The 16,533-nt window shown below is 58.3% G+C and carries 15 protein-coding genes; 8 read left to right on the top strand and 7 right to left on the bottom strand.

What is annotated here, in order from left to right:
• Nucleotides 1-41: 41 nt before the first annotated feature.
• A complete protein-coding gene (locus I9184_RS15375) occupies nucleotides 42-2,273 on the top strand; it encodes an adenylate/guanylate cyclase domain-containing protein (RefSeq protein WP_348539539.1) in 2,232 nt (743 codons plus the stop codon).
• Between the two features lie 59 nt (nucleotides 2,274-2,332).
• On the opposite strand, the gene I9184_RS15380 is transcribed toward I9184_RS15375, so the two are convergent.
• From I9184_RS15380 to I9184_RS15405, 6 genes are all read right to left on the bottom strand, one after another.
• Nucleotides 2,333-3,328: an ABC transporter ATP-binding protein gene (locus tag I9184_RS15380; protein ID WP_171636408.1), complete on the bottom strand. Its 996-nt coding sequence runs from the start codon at nucleotides 3,326-3,328 to the stop codon at nucleotides 2,333-2,335.
• Nucleotides 3,325-4,359 carry a Gfo/Idh/MocA family oxidoreductase gene (locus I9184_RS15385; protein ID WP_171724574.1) on the bottom strand — a complete coding sequence of 345 codons (1,035 nt, stop codon included), beginning with the start codon at nucleotides 4,357-4,359 and terminating at the stop codon, nucleotides 3,325-3,327. The genes I9184_RS15380 and I9184_RS15385 overlap by 4 nt, the downstream gene beginning before the upstream one ends.
• On the bottom strand, nucleotides 4,356-5,195 hold the full coding sequence (locus I9184_RS15390) for a carbohydrate ABC transporter permease (RefSeq protein WP_171229417.1): 840 nt from the start codon (nucleotides 5,193-5,195) through the stop codon (nucleotides 4,356-4,358). The genes I9184_RS15385 and I9184_RS15390 overlap by 4 nt, the downstream gene beginning before the upstream one ends.
• Nucleotides 5,196-5,205: 10 nt before the next feature.
• Nucleotides 5,206-6,120 (bottom strand): sugar ABC transporter permease, encoded by a 915-nt coding sequence (locus I9184_RS15395; protein WP_171118044.1) that lies wholly within the window; start codon nucleotides 6,118-6,120, stop codon nucleotides 5,206-5,208.
• A 63-nt stretch (nucleotides 6,121-6,183) separates the two neighbouring features.
• A complete protein-coding gene (locus tag I9184_RS15400) occupies nucleotides 6,184-7,434 on the bottom strand; it encodes an ABC transporter substrate-binding protein (RefSeq protein ID WP_209835070.1) in 1,251 nt (416 codons plus the stop codon).
• Nucleotides 7,431-8,354, bottom strand: a complete 924-nt coding sequence (locus I9184_RS15405; protein WP_171636414.1) for an N-acetylmuramic acid 6-phosphate etherase — start codon at nucleotides 8,352-8,354, stop codon at nucleotides 7,431-7,433. Before I9184_RS15405 ends, I9184_RS15400 begins: the two co-directional genes overlap by 4 nt.
• A gap of 158 nt (nucleotides 8,355-8,512) precedes the next feature.
• Here I9184_RS15405 and I9184_RS15410 point away from each other — a divergent pair, with 158 nt between their 5' ends.
• From I9184_RS15410 to I9184_RS15430, 5 genes are all read left to right on the top strand, one after another.
• Nucleotides 8,513-9,400, top strand: a complete 888-nt coding sequence (locus I9184_RS15410; RefSeq protein WP_209835071.1) for a BadF/BadG/BcrA/BcrD ATPase family protein — start codon at nucleotides 8,513-8,515, stop codon at nucleotides 9,398-9,400.
• Nucleotides 9,387-10,142, top strand: coding sequence for a GntR family transcriptional regulator (locus I9184_RS15415; RefSeq protein WP_171636418.1), 756 nt, complete (start codon nucleotides 9,387-9,389; stop codon nucleotides 10,140-10,142). The genes I9184_RS15410 and I9184_RS15415 overlap by 14 nt, the downstream gene beginning before the upstream one ends.
• 12 nt (nucleotides 10,143-10,154) lie before the next feature.
• The gene (locus tag I9184_RS15420) at nucleotides 10,155-11,183 is read left to right on the top strand and encodes an SIS domain-containing protein (protein WP_171636420.1); all 1,029 of its coding nucleotides are present in this window, start codon (nucleotides 10,155-10,157) and stop codon (nucleotides 11,181-11,183) included.
• Nucleotides 11,180-12,313, top strand: coding sequence for an N-acetylglucosamine-6-phosphate deacetylase (nagA, locus tag I9184_RS15425; protein ID WP_209835072.1), 1,134 nt, complete (start codon nucleotides 11,180-11,182; stop codon nucleotides 12,311-12,313). Before I9184_RS15420 ends, nagA begins: the two co-directional genes overlap by 4 nt.
• 183 nt (nucleotides 12,314-12,496) lie before the next feature.
• Nucleotides 12,497-13,369: a bifunctional allantoicase/(S)-ureidoglycine aminohydrolase gene (locus I9184_RS15430; protein ID WP_209835073.1), complete on the top strand. Its 873-nt coding sequence runs from the start codon at nucleotides 12,497-12,499 to the stop codon at nucleotides 13,367-13,369.
• Here I9184_RS15430 and bhcR read toward each other — a convergent pair.
• Nucleotides 13,347-14,195 carry an HTH-type transcriptional regulator BhcR gene (gene bhcR, locus I9184_RS15435; protein WP_209835074.1) on the bottom strand — a complete coding sequence of 283 codons (849 nt, stop codon included), beginning with the start codon at nucleotides 14,193-14,195 and terminating at the stop codon, nucleotides 13,347-13,349. The genes I9184_RS15430 and bhcR overlap by 23 nt on opposite strands.
• Before the next feature lie 169 nt (nucleotides 14,196-14,364).
• On the opposite strand from bhcR, the gene bhcA reads away from it, so the two are divergent.
• Both bhcA and bhcB read left to right on the top strand, forming a co-directional pair.
• Nucleotides 14,365-15,555 (top strand): L-aspartate--glyoxylate aminotransferase BhcA, encoded by a 1,191-nt coding sequence (gene bhcA / locus I9184_RS15440; protein ID WP_171233267.1) that lies wholly within the window; start codon nucleotides 14,365-14,367, stop codon nucleotides 15,553-15,555.
• Entirely contained in the window at nucleotides 15,555-16,523 is a 969-nt protein-coding gene (gene bhcB, locus I9184_RS15445) for a beta-hydroxyaspartate dehydratase BhcB (RefSeq protein ID WP_209835075.1), read from the top strand. Before bhcA ends, bhcB begins: the two co-directional genes overlap by 1 nt.
• The last annotated feature ends 10 nt before the right edge of the window (nucleotides 16,524-16,533 follow it).

Genomic DNA, 16,533 nt, shown 5'->3' on the forward strand with positions numbered 1-16,533 from the left:
GTTTAACACGCAGTTCCAGTTCCATTTGTCTGGAGGATGGTGTGAGCGACAAGGTGCGGAAATCCAGGAACGGGCGATGGGCCTTCCGCCTCGTGGGGCTGGGGCTGATCCTTTTGGGTTGCTTCATCCGGGCGTGGGATCCGTACCCGGTTCGAATGACGCGCCTGATCTATTTCGACGTTTTGCAAAGATTATCCCCGCGGGAGTTCAATCCCGAACTCCCCGTGCGCGTCGTGGATATTGATGAAGCTTCGCTTGCCAGCTTTGGACAATGGCCCTGGCCCCGCACTTTGGTTGCGCAGTTGGTTCAAAATCTGGGTGACTACGGCGCCGCGACGATTGCGTTCGACATGCTGTTTGCCGAACCTGACCGGTATTCGCCGTCTCGCCTTCTGAATGATCCATCGCTGGCGGGCGTACTGACTGTGGAACGCCATGCCGAAAAGCTGGACAACGATGTCTTGCTTGGAATGGAAATGGCCTACTGGCCCGTGGTGCTGGGCGTGGCCGCGCGATTGTCAGCCAAAGGTGAACCCATTGCGGCCAAGGCCGGAATCATTGAATTCGGGGAAAGCCCCGCCGAGGGGCTGATCTCGGTTCCGCATTGGACGCCGATCGCGCCACCATTGGATCGGGCGGCGGCGGGTGTCGGCGGGGTCAATGTCTCGCCCATCGGTGGGACCGGCATCGTAAGACGTGCACCGGTTCTTTGGAACGGTCCGGACGGTCCGCTGCCAAGCCTTGCCGTCGAAGCACTCAGGGTCGCCCTGGGTGAGACCAGCATTTTTGTGGAAGGCGCGCCTGACGAGGCTGGCATCATGCTGGCCGTCGAAATCGCCGGATACCGTTTGCCGACAACCGAGAATGGCGAGCTTTGGCTGAAGTACCGGCGGGACAGCCCCGACCTTTACATTTCAGCCAAGGATGTTCTGGAAGGTACTGAAGACCCTGGGCTGCGATCTGAAATCGAAGGAAGAATTATCCTGATCGGAACTTCCGCTGCCGGTTTGTTCGATATTCACCAGACGGCACTTGGCGAAAGCGTCCCCGGTGTTTCGATTCACGCCCAGATGATCGAGCAGACTCTGACAGGGGAAATGCTCAGCCGGTCTGACATAACCGCAGCACAGGAACTGCTTGCCTTTGCGTTTCTGGGGCTTGTGGTGATTGCCGTCATGTCCAGCTTTGGTGCCATCGCATCCTTCATCGCCGGTGGCATAGCCGCCGCAGCCGTTCTTGCCATCAGTTGGCTGGTTTTTCAAAACCAATCCATCCTGTTCGATGCCACCTTCCCCCTGATTGGAGGCATCGCAAATTTCGGTCTGCTGGCGGGGTATCTTTTTGTTTCGACCGAGCGCGAAAAGCGCCAGATTCGAAAAGTCTTTTCGCATTACGTGGCCCCGGAAATCCTTGATGAAATGGAGAATTCGGGCCACCAGCTGCAATTGGGCGGAGAAAGTCAGGAAATCACCGTGATGTTTTCGGATATCCGGGGATTTACCGCTCTGTCCGAGTCCGCGTCGGCAACGGAACTTGTATCCTTGCTGAACGCGCTGTTTTCCAAGCTCGGAGATCAGATCCTGCATGAGCGTGGTACGATCGACAAGTTCATCGGTGACGCCATCATGGCGTTCTGGAACGCGCCTTTGCCTGTTGCGGACCACCCGTGCCGCGCAGGGCTTGCTGCGCTCAGGATGCGGCGTGCCTTGGCACAGTTCAATGCATCCGAGATCATGCGGAACCGAAAGCCGATAGCGCTGGCAACCGGAATCGCCACGGGGCAGGCCTGCGTCGGCAACATCGGATCGCAAAAACGGTTCAACTATACGGTTATCGGAGACGTCGTGAATGTTTCGGCACGGATCGAACAATGCTGTCGAACGGTCGAGTATGACATTGTCGTTTCAGACGCGGCGTATCAAGCCGGGCGAGATGACCTGGCATTTTTGCAGGCAGGCCAAGTTGACCTGAAAGGCAAAGCCAACCCAGAGCCCGTTTTTGTTCTGGTTGGAGATTCCGCTTTGCGGAAGACCGACGCGTTCCAGGAACTCGTTGCTCGGCACGGTAAGTTGATTGCAGCATTGAGAACCCGAAAACCTCAGGGCGACATCGTGCGCATGTGTCAGCATTGCGAACAACTTGCCGCAGATATCGAACCCGGATTGCGCCAGTTCTATCGCGCTTTGGCGGGTCGCGCCGCTGATTTCCGCGCGGCCTCATCATCCGGGCCGGTCATGTTCACCCGAAACACCAGAATAGCCGGTGGTGTTTAGGCGGCGCTGCATGGAAAAGTCGGCTGACTTCGGCCCCCAGAGCCCTGCGTCAGTGAGTGTCACGCGAGACGCGCACCCTGTGCGTCGAAGCGATAGACCCTGCCCGGAGAATATCCAAATCGGATGCTCTGACCGGCTTCAACCTGATGCTGCCCGAACAGGCGCGCGGTGATCTGGTGATCCTGCATCATAGCAATCACGTTGGTGTCACCGCCCAAATGCTCGACATGGGTGACGTTTGCGACCACCGGACCGTCGTCAGACAAAAACAGGTCTTCCGGCCGGATACCCGTTGTAATGTCTGCGCTTTCGCCGATCATGCTGGCAGGAAAGAAATTCATCGACGGCGCCCCAAGAAAACCGGCCACGAACTGGTTGGCGGGATTGTTGTAAAGCTCCATCGGGCTGCCGACCTGTTCCACACACCCGTCGCGCAGAACGACGATTTTATCGGCAAGAGTCATTGCCTCGGTCTGGTCGTGGGTCACATAGATCATCGAAGCGTCAAGCTGCCGGTGCAGGTTCGCAATTTCCAACCTTGTATTCATACGCAGAGCCGCATCGAGATTGGACAGAGGCTCGTCGAACAGGAACAGCTTTGGTTCCCGGACGATGGCACGACCGATGGCGACGCGCTGGCGCTGTCCACCGGACAGTTCGGAAGGATACCGGTCAAGGTAAGGTTCGAGGTTCAGCATCTTGCTTGCCCTTTCGACACGCTCGTCGATGACCTGCCTGCTCTGGCCCTCCTGTTTCAGCGCCAATGACATGTTCTTGCGCACGTTCAAGTGGGGGTAGAGAGCGTAACTCTGGAACACCATCGCGATACCGCGTTTCGAAGGCGGGGTGAGATTCATGAGCTCTCCGCCGATGCGCACTTCGCCCGACGTCACATCCTCGAGCCCCGCGATGACACGCAAAAGGGTGGACTTGCCACACCCCGAGGGGCCGACGAAGACGACGAATTCGCCGTCTTCCACCTCGATATTGATGTCTTTCAGAACCTCGACGGTGCCGAAGGATTTGTTCACGTTTTGCAGCGTCAGGGCGGTCATGTGCGTGCCTCTTTCAGCGAAATGGGTTGGCCAGTACGGATGCTTTCATCAGCGGCCAGGCAGATGGCCAGCGATTGCACGGCGTCGTTCATGTGGCGGGTCAGATCGAAATCTTCGGCGATGGCGCGCAGCATATAGGCCTGTTCAGCGTCGCAGAGTTCCTGATGGCCGGGCTCATCCGGCATTTCGATCGTCCGGTCGCCGTCAGGGCGGTGGACCAGAAGACCGCCAACCTTGGTGTGGCCGTCAATATCCGCGGATGCGCCCTTGTTGCCATCGGTGATTGATACCGATCCGTTGGGGGACACGATATCTTTCACGAAAAAGGCAGTCTCGGACATCATCGGGCCCCAGCCAGCCTCGTACCAGCCGACCGAGCCGTCTTCGAAGATCACCTGAAATTGGCCGTAGTTATACATGTCTTCGGCAATCTCATCGCTCAGCCGCAGGCCCATGCCATGCACGCGGACGGGATCGGAATCGGTGATCTGGCACATCACATCGACGTAATGCACGCCGCAATCGACGATAGGCGATGTCGTCTGCATCAAGGCCTTGTGGGTTTCCCATTCGACCCCGCTGCTTTGCTGGTTCAGGTTCAGACGAAAGACATACGGCCCGCCGAGATCGCGCGCCTCCGAGATCAGTCGCATCCATGACGGGTGGTGCCGCAGAATATATCCGATCACCAGTTTCCGGCCGGTTTCCACTGCTTTTGCGACCACGCGTCTGGCGTCCGCAACTGTCGTGGCCAGTGGTTTTTCAACAAAGACATGCGCACCTGCTTCCATTGCGGCGCAGGCGAAGTCTGCGTGGCTGTCGGAATAGGTTGCGACGACGACCAGATCTGGGTTTGTCTCGGCCAGTGCCGCCTGAAAATCCGAATAGGCCGGATAGCCTGACAGTTCGGGGTGATCTACATGACCTGTGCGGTTGACCAGCCCCACGATCCGTGCGTCGGGGTGGCGATGATGGGCCAAGGCATGGCTCAGGCCCATGTTGCCAAGACCAGCGATCAGAACCCGGGTCATTTGACAGCTCCTGAGGTGATACCACGGATCAGCTGGCGCGAGAAGATGACGTAGAGCACCAGAACTGGCAGGATCGCCATGCTGAGCGCGGACAGAACCGCGTTCCAGTCGGTCACAAACTGGCCGATGAAGACCTGGCTGCCCAACGTCAGGGTTTTGGTCTCTTCAGCGGGTGCCAGGATCAAGGGGAACCAGAGATCGTTCCAGATCGGGATCATGTTGAACACGGCGACGGTCGCCATGGCAGGCCGGACCAGAGGCAGCACCAACCGGAAAAAGATCGTGTATTCCGAAAGCCCATCGATGCGCCCTGCATTCTTCAGGTCATCACTGACCTGGCGCATGAACTCGGACAGGATGAACACCGCCAGCGGCAAACCCTGTGCCGTGTAGACGAAGATCAGGGCCCAGAGCGTGTTCACAAGCCCTGTGGCGACCATCATCTCCAGGATCGCCACGGTGCCGATGCGGATCGGGATCATGATCCCAAGCGCCAGATACAGGCCCATCAACATGTTGCCCTTGAACCGGTATTCGCTGAGGGCAAAGGCGGCCATGGCGCCGAACAGCAGGATAAAGGCCAGTGAAACAACGGTGACGATCAGCGAGTTCTGAAAGTAGAGAAAGAAATCCCCCTGCTTCATCACCGTCTGGTAGCCGATCAAGGAAAAGCTTTCGGCATCAGGCAAGGCAAGCGGCTCGCGAAAGATGGCCCGGCGCGTTTTGAAGCTGTTGATGATGATCACGAAAACCGGGAACAGCGCGATCAGAGTGTAAAGGATCAGCGCACCATGCATTGCGGCGGTGTTCAGTGGATTGGAGCGTGCCTTGTTCATTGCAGAGCCCTCACAGCTGATACCGGCGCATCCGGGTCTGGATGCCGAAAAGGTAAATGCAAACACCCACAAGGATGATGGCGAACATGGCGCCGGCAATGGCGGACCCCATATACGGATCACCCAGTTGCAGCTGGAAACCAAAGAACGTGCGGTACATGAAAGTGCCCAGGATGTCGGTCGAAAAATCCGGCCCCGCCAGCGCGCCCTGAGAGACATAGATCAGGTCAAACGCGTTAAAATTGCCCACGAATGTGAGGATCGAGATGATCCCGATCGAAGGCAGGATCAGCGGCAGTTTTATTTTCCAGAAAGCCGAAGCTCCGGTGATCCCGTCGATCTCTCCGGCTTCAAGAATTTCTTCGGGGATCGATAGAAGGGCCGCATAGATCAGCATCATCGGGATGCCGACAAATTGCCAGACCGAGACAAGCGCCAGAGTTGTCAGCGCGTATTCTTCCTTGCCCAGCCAAGGCGCGAACAGGGATTTCAAGCCAACCGCGTCCAGCATCGAGGGCGCAATCCCCCAAAGCGGAGACAGGATCAGTTTCCAGGCAAAACCCACGATCACGAAGCTCAGGATCGTGGGAATGAAAATGGCCGACCGGTACAGTGCGGCAAAGCGCAGCCTCGGGTGTGACAGGATCGCGGCCAAAGCGATGCCGATGGGGTTCTGCACCAGCATGTGGATCAGGAAGAACCAGAAGTTGTTGCCCAGCGCATTCCAGAATTGCTCGGACCAGAGCGGATCAAGGAACAAGGTTCGGAAATTCTCCAACCCCACATACACACGCGCCTGATCGACTTCGGTAAACAGCGCAAGGCGGAGCGTGTTGAACAAGGGCAGGATCATCACCGCCGTGTAAACCAGCACCGCAGGTGCAAGGAAAACGGCGATGTGCCAGCGTATGCGGCGGGTCTGCATGGGGATCTCCGGGGAAAAGGTGCCGGACGCGACGGGCCGCGTCCGGTGAGAGTGGTTCAGGTCTTACTGATGCGGTGCGTACCAGCTGGCCAGCCCGTCTTGCAGTTTCTTGCCCAAAGCCTCAGGGCTTTCGGTGCCCTTGATGGCTGCAACGGACGCACCCCAGGTCTCGTTTTCGAGGTTGGGCGTGCCACGTGACAGGATCTGATAGGTCGAACGGATGGTGCTCTCGCACTCATCCCGCCATCCGACGATTTCCTTGGCAAGGGGATCTTCCAGTTCAACCGGAGTATTGGACAGAGGGAAGAAACCGGGAACCGCATTGCCGAAAATGCTGGCGAATTCCGGGCTTGCGACCCAGGCCAGGAACGTGCGGGCAGCCTCCTGGTTTTCGCTGGCAGCGTTCAGACCGATGCCGATATCGGTATGGTCCGAGATATAGCAGGTGTCACCGGCATTTTGGACCGGCGGCTTGAAGGCGCCCATCTCAAAATCTGCCTGCGTGTTGAAACCTGCGATTTCCCAGCTGCCTGCCGGATAGATCGCAGCGCGGCCCAGCGTGAACAGGTTTTGGCTGTCGGGATAGGTCTGCGCCTCATATCCGTCGCCCAGATACGCGCCCCACTTGGCCAGTGTCGCAAAAGGTGCAACCCACTGTGGGTCGGTCAGCTTCTGTTCACCCTTGATCAAGGCCAGACGACCTTCTTCGCCCTTCCAGTAGTTCGGGCCGATGTTGTTATAGCCCATCGTTGCGGCTTCCCACTGGTCGTTGGTGCCCATTGCCATCGGAATATAGGTGCCGTCTTCCTTGATCTTGTCCAACACCTCAAAGAATTCTGCCTCGGTGGTCGGAACCTCCAGACCCAGTTCGTTGAACGCATCCTTGTTGTAGATAAATCCGTGGATCACCGATGCCATCGGAACACAAAAACTGGCCGACCCATCGTCTGTCTGCCACGCCGATTTGGCTACGTCTGAGAAATTATCCATCGCATCCAAATCGGACAGGTCGGTCAGATGGCCCGCTTCGTACAGCGCCAGAGAAGCATCGAACGGGCGGCAGGTGATCAGATCACCGGCGGATCCGGCTTCCAGTTTCGAATTCAGAACCGCATTGTACTCCGCCGGGGCTGAAGGCGAGAAAACAACTTTGATACCTGGATTGGCCGCCTCGAAAGCAGGGATGATCTTTTCCTGCCAGAGAGCGAGGTCGTCGTTGCGCCAGCTTTCGATTGTCAGCGTGGCGTCTTGCGCATAGGCGCTTGTGACCAGCGCCGTGCTCATCAGAGCTAGGCTCAGAACTTTGCGTTTCATTTGGTTTCTCCCAGGTTGCTATGTTCGTTATTTTCATTCAGCCGGTTCATCGCATGACGCAGATGGCCATTCGTTTCAGCCAGTCGCTTTTGTGCATCCTCTGCCGATGCGGCACCTGCGGCGACAAGTGCCGCGCATTTCAGGTTCCCATCCGCGGCCCTCAGGGCATCATCAGCACGTTCCGGTGATACGCCGGTAAGCTGGCACACGATTCCGTTGGCGCGTGCCCGCAATTTGTCATTGTCCGCCCGCAGATTGATCATCATGCCGTCCTGAATATGCCCAAGCTCGATGGCCATCAGCGTCGACAACGTGTTGAGAGCTATTTTCTGCGCAGTGCCGGCCCCCATCCGGGTTGATCCCGAGATCAATTCCGGAGGGGTCGCAAGCAGAACGGCATGGTCCGCCAGTTGTAACAATTGCGAACCCGCGTTGTTTGCAATCCCGATCACGGGCGTCCCCCGGTCGCGCGCCAATTTTGCGGCAGCGACGGTATAAGGCGTGGTGCCGCTGGCCGAGACCGCGATGAGCGTATCGTTGGCAACCATATCCGACACCTCTTGCGCCAGCCCATCAACAGCGTCCTCTACATCCCCTGGCATGTCTGCCGTGATCGGCATTCCACCCGCCATATGAATGCGGATCTGCTGCGACGGGATGGAAAAGGTTCCGCCAAGCTCAAGCGCGTCCGAGGCCGCCATGAGGCCGGAAGACCCCGCCGCAAGATATCGAAGCTTGCCGCCCGACCGGATCGTCTGGGCCATGGCCGTCGCCCCGCTGCAAATCGGGCCAAGCGCATCAAGCACTGCCGTTGCCGCTGACACCTGCGACCGCGCCAGCAGGCCGGCAACTTCGGCCAGCGGACGGGTATCAAGCCCATGCGCATCCTGATGCAATTGTTCTGTCGCCGGCGTAATCAAGTGATTCTCCCCCAAGAACTCTCGATATCATACCTTTTAAATACCATTAGTCTACCATTTATTTTTTTCCATATTTTTGGCCGATATAGCATGAAATTCGCCGCTTTGGTCGCAATTAGGACTTCAAAACACGTAAAAGGTATTATAAAGGTCTGTATATGGCAAAGTCATCAAAACCCATGTTCCTGGCCGCCGACGGGGGCGGAACGCGTTGCCGCGTCGCCGCTTTTGTTGATGGCAAAACACACAGAGTCGAAGTCGGCGCAGCAAACGTGTCCACGGATTTCGAGGCCGCCTGCATCGAGCTGCAGCGCGGTCTGGAAGCTCTGGCCGTTCAGGCGGGCCGTTCGCCCGAGGAGCTTGCGCAAGCGCCCGCCTATCTGGGCCTGGCCGGGATAACAGGTGACGCAATTGCCCGGAAACTTGCGACGGCATTGCCATTTCGGCACGTCCGGATCGAAGATGATCGCGCAGCAGCTTTGCGCGGCGCATTGGGGGCCATGGACGGGTTTGTCGCACATTGCGGTACCGGTTCTTTTGTCGCAATGCAAAGGGGTGGCACGATGAAGTTTGCCGGCGGGTGGGGCCCTGTTCTGGGCGATCAGGCTTCCGCGCAATGGGTTGGCAAACGGGCGCTGGCCAAGACGCTGGAGCACACGGACGGCACGACCGGCCCTTCAGCATTGGCGCAGGATCTGCTGTCTCGATTTGGCGATGCCGCAGGAATTGTACGGGCCGCCGCTGACATGACGCCATCGGACTTTGGCGCCCTCGCCCCGCTTGTGACCGAGATTTCCAATCGCGGGGACGACTTGGCCAGATCCATCCTGCAGGACGGTGCGGGCTATCTGATCGACGTGATGAAGAAAATGGGCTGGAACGTTGGCCTGCCCGTTTGTCTGACCGGCGGAATTGGCCCCCTTTACGCGCCCTACCTGCCTGCGAACATGCAATCTGCTCTGGTCCAGCCCGCAGGCGATCCACTGTCCGGCGCACTTGCATTGGCACAGGCGTATCAGGAGGAAATCGAACATGAACATAGCTGATTTCCTGCGGCCCGAAGGATGGTTGGGGCACAGCTCGGGCCCGCGCTATGTACAGCTCCGTCAACGCCTTGAACAAGGGATCAAGGACGGCATCCTGCCTCCCAACAGTTCGCTGCCCCCTGAAAGAGAAATCGCCGAGATCACCGACCTGTCCCGTGTGACCGTACGCAAGGCCATTCATGAGCTGGTGCGCAAAGGTGCAATCGAGCAAAGACAGGGGTCTGGGTCGTTTGTTCGCGAACCCGTAGCGAAGGTTGAACAATCGCTGTCCCATCTGACATCGTTCACCGAAGACATGGAGCGGCGCGGGCTCAAGACGACCTCTACATGGCTGGAGCGCGGGGTTTTCCTGCCATCCCCGGAAGAAATGATGGCATTGGGCTTGTCGGCAAATGAACAGGTCGCGCGTATCTACCGCCTGCGAGAGGCAGGAGGACGCCCGATGGCGTTGGAAAAAGCGGCCCTTCCGCTCGATATCCTGCCGAACCCCACCGACGTGACGGGGTCGCTTTACTCTGTTCTTGAACAATCTGGTCTGCGACCGGTGCGCGCGATCCAGAAAATCTCGGCCATCAACCTCGAACCGCCCGAGGCAGAGCTTCTGGATGTTGCGGAAGGTACGGCCGGGCTTCGGATTCAACGCACCTCATATCTGCAAAGCGGGCGGGTCGCTGAATTGACCCGCTCGATCTACCGCGGTGACGCCTATGACTTTGTGGCCGAACTGCGCCTGTCAAATTGAAAGCCTGGGAAAATGCCTGACACAACCACTCAGATGCGGCGCGAGATCGATGAGATTCCCGACGCCGTAGACCGCCTTCTGACCGAGGGCGCGGAATTGATCGCGCAAAGCGCCGACGAGATCCGGGCCCGCGACCCGCGGTTCCTGATCTCGGTGGCGCGCGGATCCTCGGATCATGCGTGCAGCTTTCTGAAATACGCCTCGGAACTGTTGCTTGGTTTGCCGATGGCTTCGGTCGGACCGTCGGTGAAATCCATCTACGGGGTCGACATGCGTTGCGAGGATGCAATCTGCATCTCAGTCTCACAATCCGGTCAGAGCCCGGATATCGTGCAGCTAACGCAGTCGCTCACATCCGGCGGGGCTTACTCGGTCGCGATCACGAACAACCCTGCCTCTGCCCTGGCCGAGGCGGCTGCGGCAACACTGCCCATTCACGCGGGCCCCGAACTGAGCGTGGCGGCGACAAAGACATTCGTGACGTCTCTGGTCGCCGGGCTGTGGCTGATTGCGCAGGTGAAGCGCGATGATCACCTGTTGCGCGCAATCCATGGGCTGCCGGACAGTTTGTCGACCGCAATCGCCTGCGACTGGAGCGCCGTGGCGGACGCGGTGGATGGGCGTTCTTTGTTTACCTTGGGCCGGGGCCTGTCTTTGGCAATCTCCAACGAAGCCGCGTTGAAATTCAAGGAAACCTGCCAGATCCACGCAGAAAGCTATTCGGCGGCCGAGGTTCTGCACGGCCCGGTTTCCATCGTGGATCAGGGCTTTCCCGTGCTTGCCCTGTCGTCCGGAGATGCAGCAGAGGACAATCTGGCCGAAGTTGCGGACGCACTGGCGTCCAAAGGCGCTGTGGTTTTCGCCACAACCGGCCGCGTGAAACACGCCACGGAACTGCCCCATGTCCGGACGTCGCATTGGATGACGGACCCGATACCGACAATCGCTGCTTTTTATGGAATGGTGGAAAAGGTGGCCACACAACGCGGGATCGACCCGGACACACCGCGCCATCTGAAAAAAGTGACGGAAACGGTATGACCAGCTCTACTGTAACCTTTGCAGGCGGCCCGATCTTCGATGGCACTGAATTGCGTGAAGGATACGCCGCACGGTTCAGAAACGGAGTGCTGGATGCGTTGTTACCTGCGGTCCAGATCGCACAGGATGACCAGATCGAGGATCTGCGCGGCGACATCCTCAGCCCCGGCTATGCGGACTTGCAGGTAAACGGCGGCGGGGGCGTGATGTTCAACGACGATCCATCGGTTCACACGCTGACCCAAATCGCCGGCGCTCATCGCGCGCTGGGTGCGACTCGCATCCTGCCAACCCTGATCACGGACACGGCCGAGAAAACCCGGGCCGCGATTGATGCCGCCATCAAGGCCGTTCAGACGGGTGTTCCCGGCATTGCGGGCCTGCATCTGGAAGGTCCGCACCTGTCTGTGCGACGCAAGGGCGCACATGATGCCGCCCTGATCCGCCCGATGCAGCAAACCGATCTGGAAATTCTGATCGACGCTGCAAAACACCTGCCTGCATTGATGGTCACGCTGGCACCTGAAAGCACAACCCCGCAACAGGTTGAAGAGTTGAAACGCGCGGGGGTCATCGTTTCTCTGGGGCATACGGACGCGCCTTTTGAAACCTGCCAGGCGTTTTCAAGGGCCGGGGCGCAGTGCGCAACGCATCTGTTCAATGCAATGAGCCAGCTCGGCAGTCGTGAACCGGGACTGGTCGGCGCGGCGCTATCCTGCGGATCGCTATCGGCGGGCTTGATCGCGGATGGCATCCACGTTCATCCCGATACGATGCGGATTGCCTGGGCCGCCAAACGCGGACCAGGGCGGATTTTCCTTGTCAGCGATGCGATGGCGGTCGCCGGAACGTCACTGACCGAGTTTCAGTTGGAAGGACGCCGCATCCGGCGGGAAAACGGCAGGCTGACTTTGGAGGACGGCACTCTGGCCGGGGCGGACTTGTGCCTGACAAAAGCGGTGCGGGTTCTGACGGGACAAGCAGAGATCCCCGTTCAGGATGCACTCGCCGCAGCGACAAGCGTTCCGTTTGGGATGATTTCCGGTAAAAGCACAGGACTGAAACCTGACCTGTCGCAGATGATACGGATTGCCCCGGATCTGTCCGGGGTCATACCGGTGCAACCCTGACCCAATCCTTGTTGGTCCGACCGGCTGCGCAGCGCACGCATGATGCCAATGCTGCGCGCGCTTAACGACGGCCAAATTCTGATTTTTCAAATCTTCACGAATAGAGCTGTCAACTTTTTGCGGGTGGTCCGCACCGATCCTTCGGCGCATATTTCAGGCATATGACATTTTTCAGGAGCATGCATGACCGCCAAGTATTATTCTCCACACGGTGGGCACCCTGGTCAGGAGCAATTGCTGACTGACCGCGCCGTATTTACTGACGCTTATGCAGTGATCCCAAAGGGAACGATGCGGGATATCGTGACCAGTTTTCTGCCGTTTTGGGACGACACCCGCTTATGGGTGATATCCCGCCCGCTAAGCGGCTTTGCCGAAACCTTTTCGCAATACATCATGGAGGTTCAGCCCGGCGGTGGCTCTGACCGGCCCGAGACCGATCCCGAAGCCGAAGGCGTTTTGTTCGTGGTCGAAGGCACAGCGACCTTGACGGCCGACGGCACGACCTACGAGCTGACACCCGGCGGCTATGCCTACCTGCCCGCTGAATGCAACTGGACCTTACGAAACCGAGGCGGTGAGACCCTGCGTTTCCATTGGATTCGAAAGGCTTATGAAGCGGTGGAAGGGCTTGACCGCCCGGACGTTCTGGTTCTCAACGAAAATGAGATCACGCCGACGCCGATGCCCGGAACCGACGGCAAATGGGCCACGACGCGCTTTGTCGATCCAAGTGACCTGCGGCACGATATGCACGTGACCGTGGTGACTTTCGAGCCCGGCGCCGTCATTCCTTTCCTTGAAACACATGTGATGGAACATGGTCTGTATGTTCTTGAGGGAAAGGCCGTCTACAGGCTGAACAATGATTGGGTAGAGGTCGAGGCCGGCGATTACATGTGGTTGCGCGCGTTCTGCCCGCAGGCCTGTTATGCGGGCGGACCGGGTAAGTTCCGTTACCTGCTGTACAAAGACGTGAACCGTCATATGGCCCTGCGGCCGGGACCAGCGGCTTATCCGCAGCACCGGAGCCTCAAGACAGCGGCGCAGAAATAGTCCCGCCGATGGCCAGAGTTAACTGACGCGCCGCCTCGATGACGGGGCGGCTTAGGCGCGCGATTTCGGCTTCGCTGACGCGGCTTGTCGGTCCGGATACCGAAATCCCGGCTACAGCCTCTCGGTTGATATCGAAAACCGGCGCAGCGATACATCGCATACCCGCGTTTTTTTCTTCGTTGTCTATCGAGAAGCCCTGTGCCCTGACCATGGCAAGATCTTCTTTCAGCGCGGCCGGGCTGGTAATCGACCGGTCCGTGAAGGCCCACAGTTCCGTCTTGGCCAACAGCCGGTCCAGCCGATCTTCATCCATATATGCCAACAAAGCTTTCCCGATGCCCGATGCGTGCATCGGAGACAGCGTGCCCGGTGGGAAAAACGCCCGGATGCTGGCATGGGTTTCAACCTGGCTCAGGAACAACACCATTCCTTCTTTTTCGACCCCCAGGTTTGCGGTCTCGCCGGTGGCCTCCATCAGCTTTCGCATCACGGGTCGGGCCCGGTCCACAAGGCTGGTGCGACGCAGGAAGCGCGAGCCGATTACGAACGCACGAGGACCGATGTGCCAGACCTGCTCGTCATGATCGAACTCGACAAGTCCCCTGCCCTCTAGTGTAACGAGAATTCGGTAAACTGTGGCGGGCGACTGGCCCATTTCGTCGGATAGCGCGGTTAACGCCTTGCCCTGCGCTTCACTCAAATACTCAAAAACTTCCATCGCACGGTCGAGAGATTTGATCGTGTTTTGCGCTGTCTTGTCGTCCCATCCTCGTGGTCTTCCACGGGCTTTTCTGCGGACTTCGCGAGTATTGTCTTGAGAATCCATAAAAACCCTTTGATCATTCGTGAAAGACTAATTCATGATATGAAAAATATAAGGCTCTGACAATTATAAATTAAATTCAAAACGTGGTGTTTTGAAAGGCTTTTTCAAAAATATATCGGGCAGAGCGGCTAGAACTTATTGTGTGGTCAACGACGGAAGGAGACCACCCATGAGCTTTCAAAATCCCGTTTTCATTCCGGGCCCGACCAATATCCCCGAAAGCCTGCGCAAGGCTTGCGACATGCCCACGATCGACCACCGCTCGCCGCTGTTCGGGCAGATTCTGCACCCAGCCCGCGCGGGTGTGCAAAAAATTCTGAAAAGCGACAGCGCCGAAATCTTCATTTTCCCGTCGACCGGAACCGGAGGCTGGGAGACCGCGCTGACCAACACCCTGTCGGCCGGTGACAAGGTTCTGGCGGCGCGCAACGGCATGTTCAGCCATCGCTGGATCGATATGTGCCAGCGCCACGGTCTGAATGTCGAGATTGTCGAAACCTCTTGGGGCGAAGGGCTGCCAGCCGATCGTTACGAAGAGATTCTGACCGCCGACACAAGCCACGAAATCAAGGCTGTTCTTGCCACGCATAACGAAACGGCAACCGGTGTGAAATCGGATATTGCCGCTGTACGCAAGGCTCTGAATGCTGCCGGGCACCCCGCAATGCTGTTCGTCGATGGTGTTTCATCGATCGGATCCATGGATTTCCGTTTTGACGAATGGGGCGTTGATGTGGCCGTCACGGGTTCGCAGAAAGGGTTCATGTTGCCTGCGGGCCTTGCCATCGTCGGGTTTAGCCAGCGGGCAATGGACGCGACCAGCACAGGGACCCTGCCCCGCACCTTCTTTGACGTGCACGACATGGCGAAAGGCTATGCCAACAGCGCATACCCTTACACACCTGCGGTTGGCTTGATGAATGGCCTCAATCAGGCCTGTAACATGCTGCTGGGTGAAGGTTTGGAAAACGTCTTTGCCCGGCATCACCGTATTGCCGAAGGCGTACGCGCCGCCGTGGGCGCCTGGGGGCTGGACCTGTGCGCGGCGAACCCTTCGGTTTATTCTGACACCGTCAGCGCGATCCGTACGCCAAACGGTTTCAACGCCACCGATATTGTCACGCACGCGGCCGAAAAATACGGCGTTGCCTTCGGTGTCGGTCTTGGCGAAGTTGCGGGCAAGGTATTCCGCATCGGGCATCTGGGAAGCCTGACGGATGTCATGGCCCTGTCCGGGATTGCCACCGCTGAAATGTGCATGGTCGACCTGGGCCTGAACATCCAGTTGGGCTCGGGCGTGGCGGCTGCGCAGGAATACTATCGCGGTCATTCGGGCGCCATTCAAAAGGACGCCGCGTGATGAAGGATTGCAACATGAATATCCCTACCTACGAGGACATGCTGGCGGCACATGATCGGATTGAACCTTTCATCCGCCGCACACCGGTCCGCACATCAGACTATCTGAACGAGCTATCCGGTGCACAGCTGTTCTTCAAATGTGAAAACTTTCAGGAACCGGGCGCCTTCAAGGTTCGCGGCGCTGCAAACGCCGTGTTTGGCCTTGACGACGAACAGGCCAGGAAAGGCGTCGCAACCCATTCTTCGGGCAACCACGCCTCGTGCCTGTCCTATGCGGCAATGAAGCGGGGCATACCGTGCAATGTCGTCATGCCGCGCACAGCGCCACAGGCAAAGAAAGACACGGTGCGGCGCTATGGTGGGAAGATCACGGAATGTGAGCCCTCCACCTCGTCGCGCGAAGCAACCTTTGCCGAGGTTCAGGCCGCAACGGGCGGGGATTTCGTCCATCCCTACAACGATCCGCGCGTGATTGCCGGGCAAGGCACCTGTTCGCGCGAGTTCATCGAGCAGACCGATGGTCTGGATGCGGTTGTCGCACCTATCGGCGGCGGCGGCATGGTGTCCGGCACCTGTCTGACACTTTCGACGCTCGCCCCGGAAACCGCGATCATCGCGGCGGAACCGGAACAGGCCGACGATGCCTATCGCAGCTTCAAGGCCGGCCACATCATCGCGGATGACGCACCCAAGACGATCGCCGACGGGCTGCTGGTGCCGCTGAAAGAGTTGACCTGGCATTTCGTGTCGAACCACGTATCCGAGATTTACACGGCATCAGAGCAAGAGATCATCGACGCGATGAAGCTGACGTGGAAACACCTTCGGATCGTGATGGAGCCATCTTCGGCCGTTCCGCTGGCCACGATCCTGAAGAACCCGGACGCATTCAAAGGCAAGCGTGTCGGCCTGATCATAACCGGGGGTAATGTCGATCTGGACAGGCTGCCCTGGCTGAACGCGTGACATCAATCCC

Origin of the sequence: Ruegeria sp. HKCCE3926, assembly GCF_017872515.1 — a bacterium.
GTDB lineage: Bacteria > Pseudomonadota > Alphaproteobacteria > Rhodobacterales > Rhodobacteraceae > Ruegeria.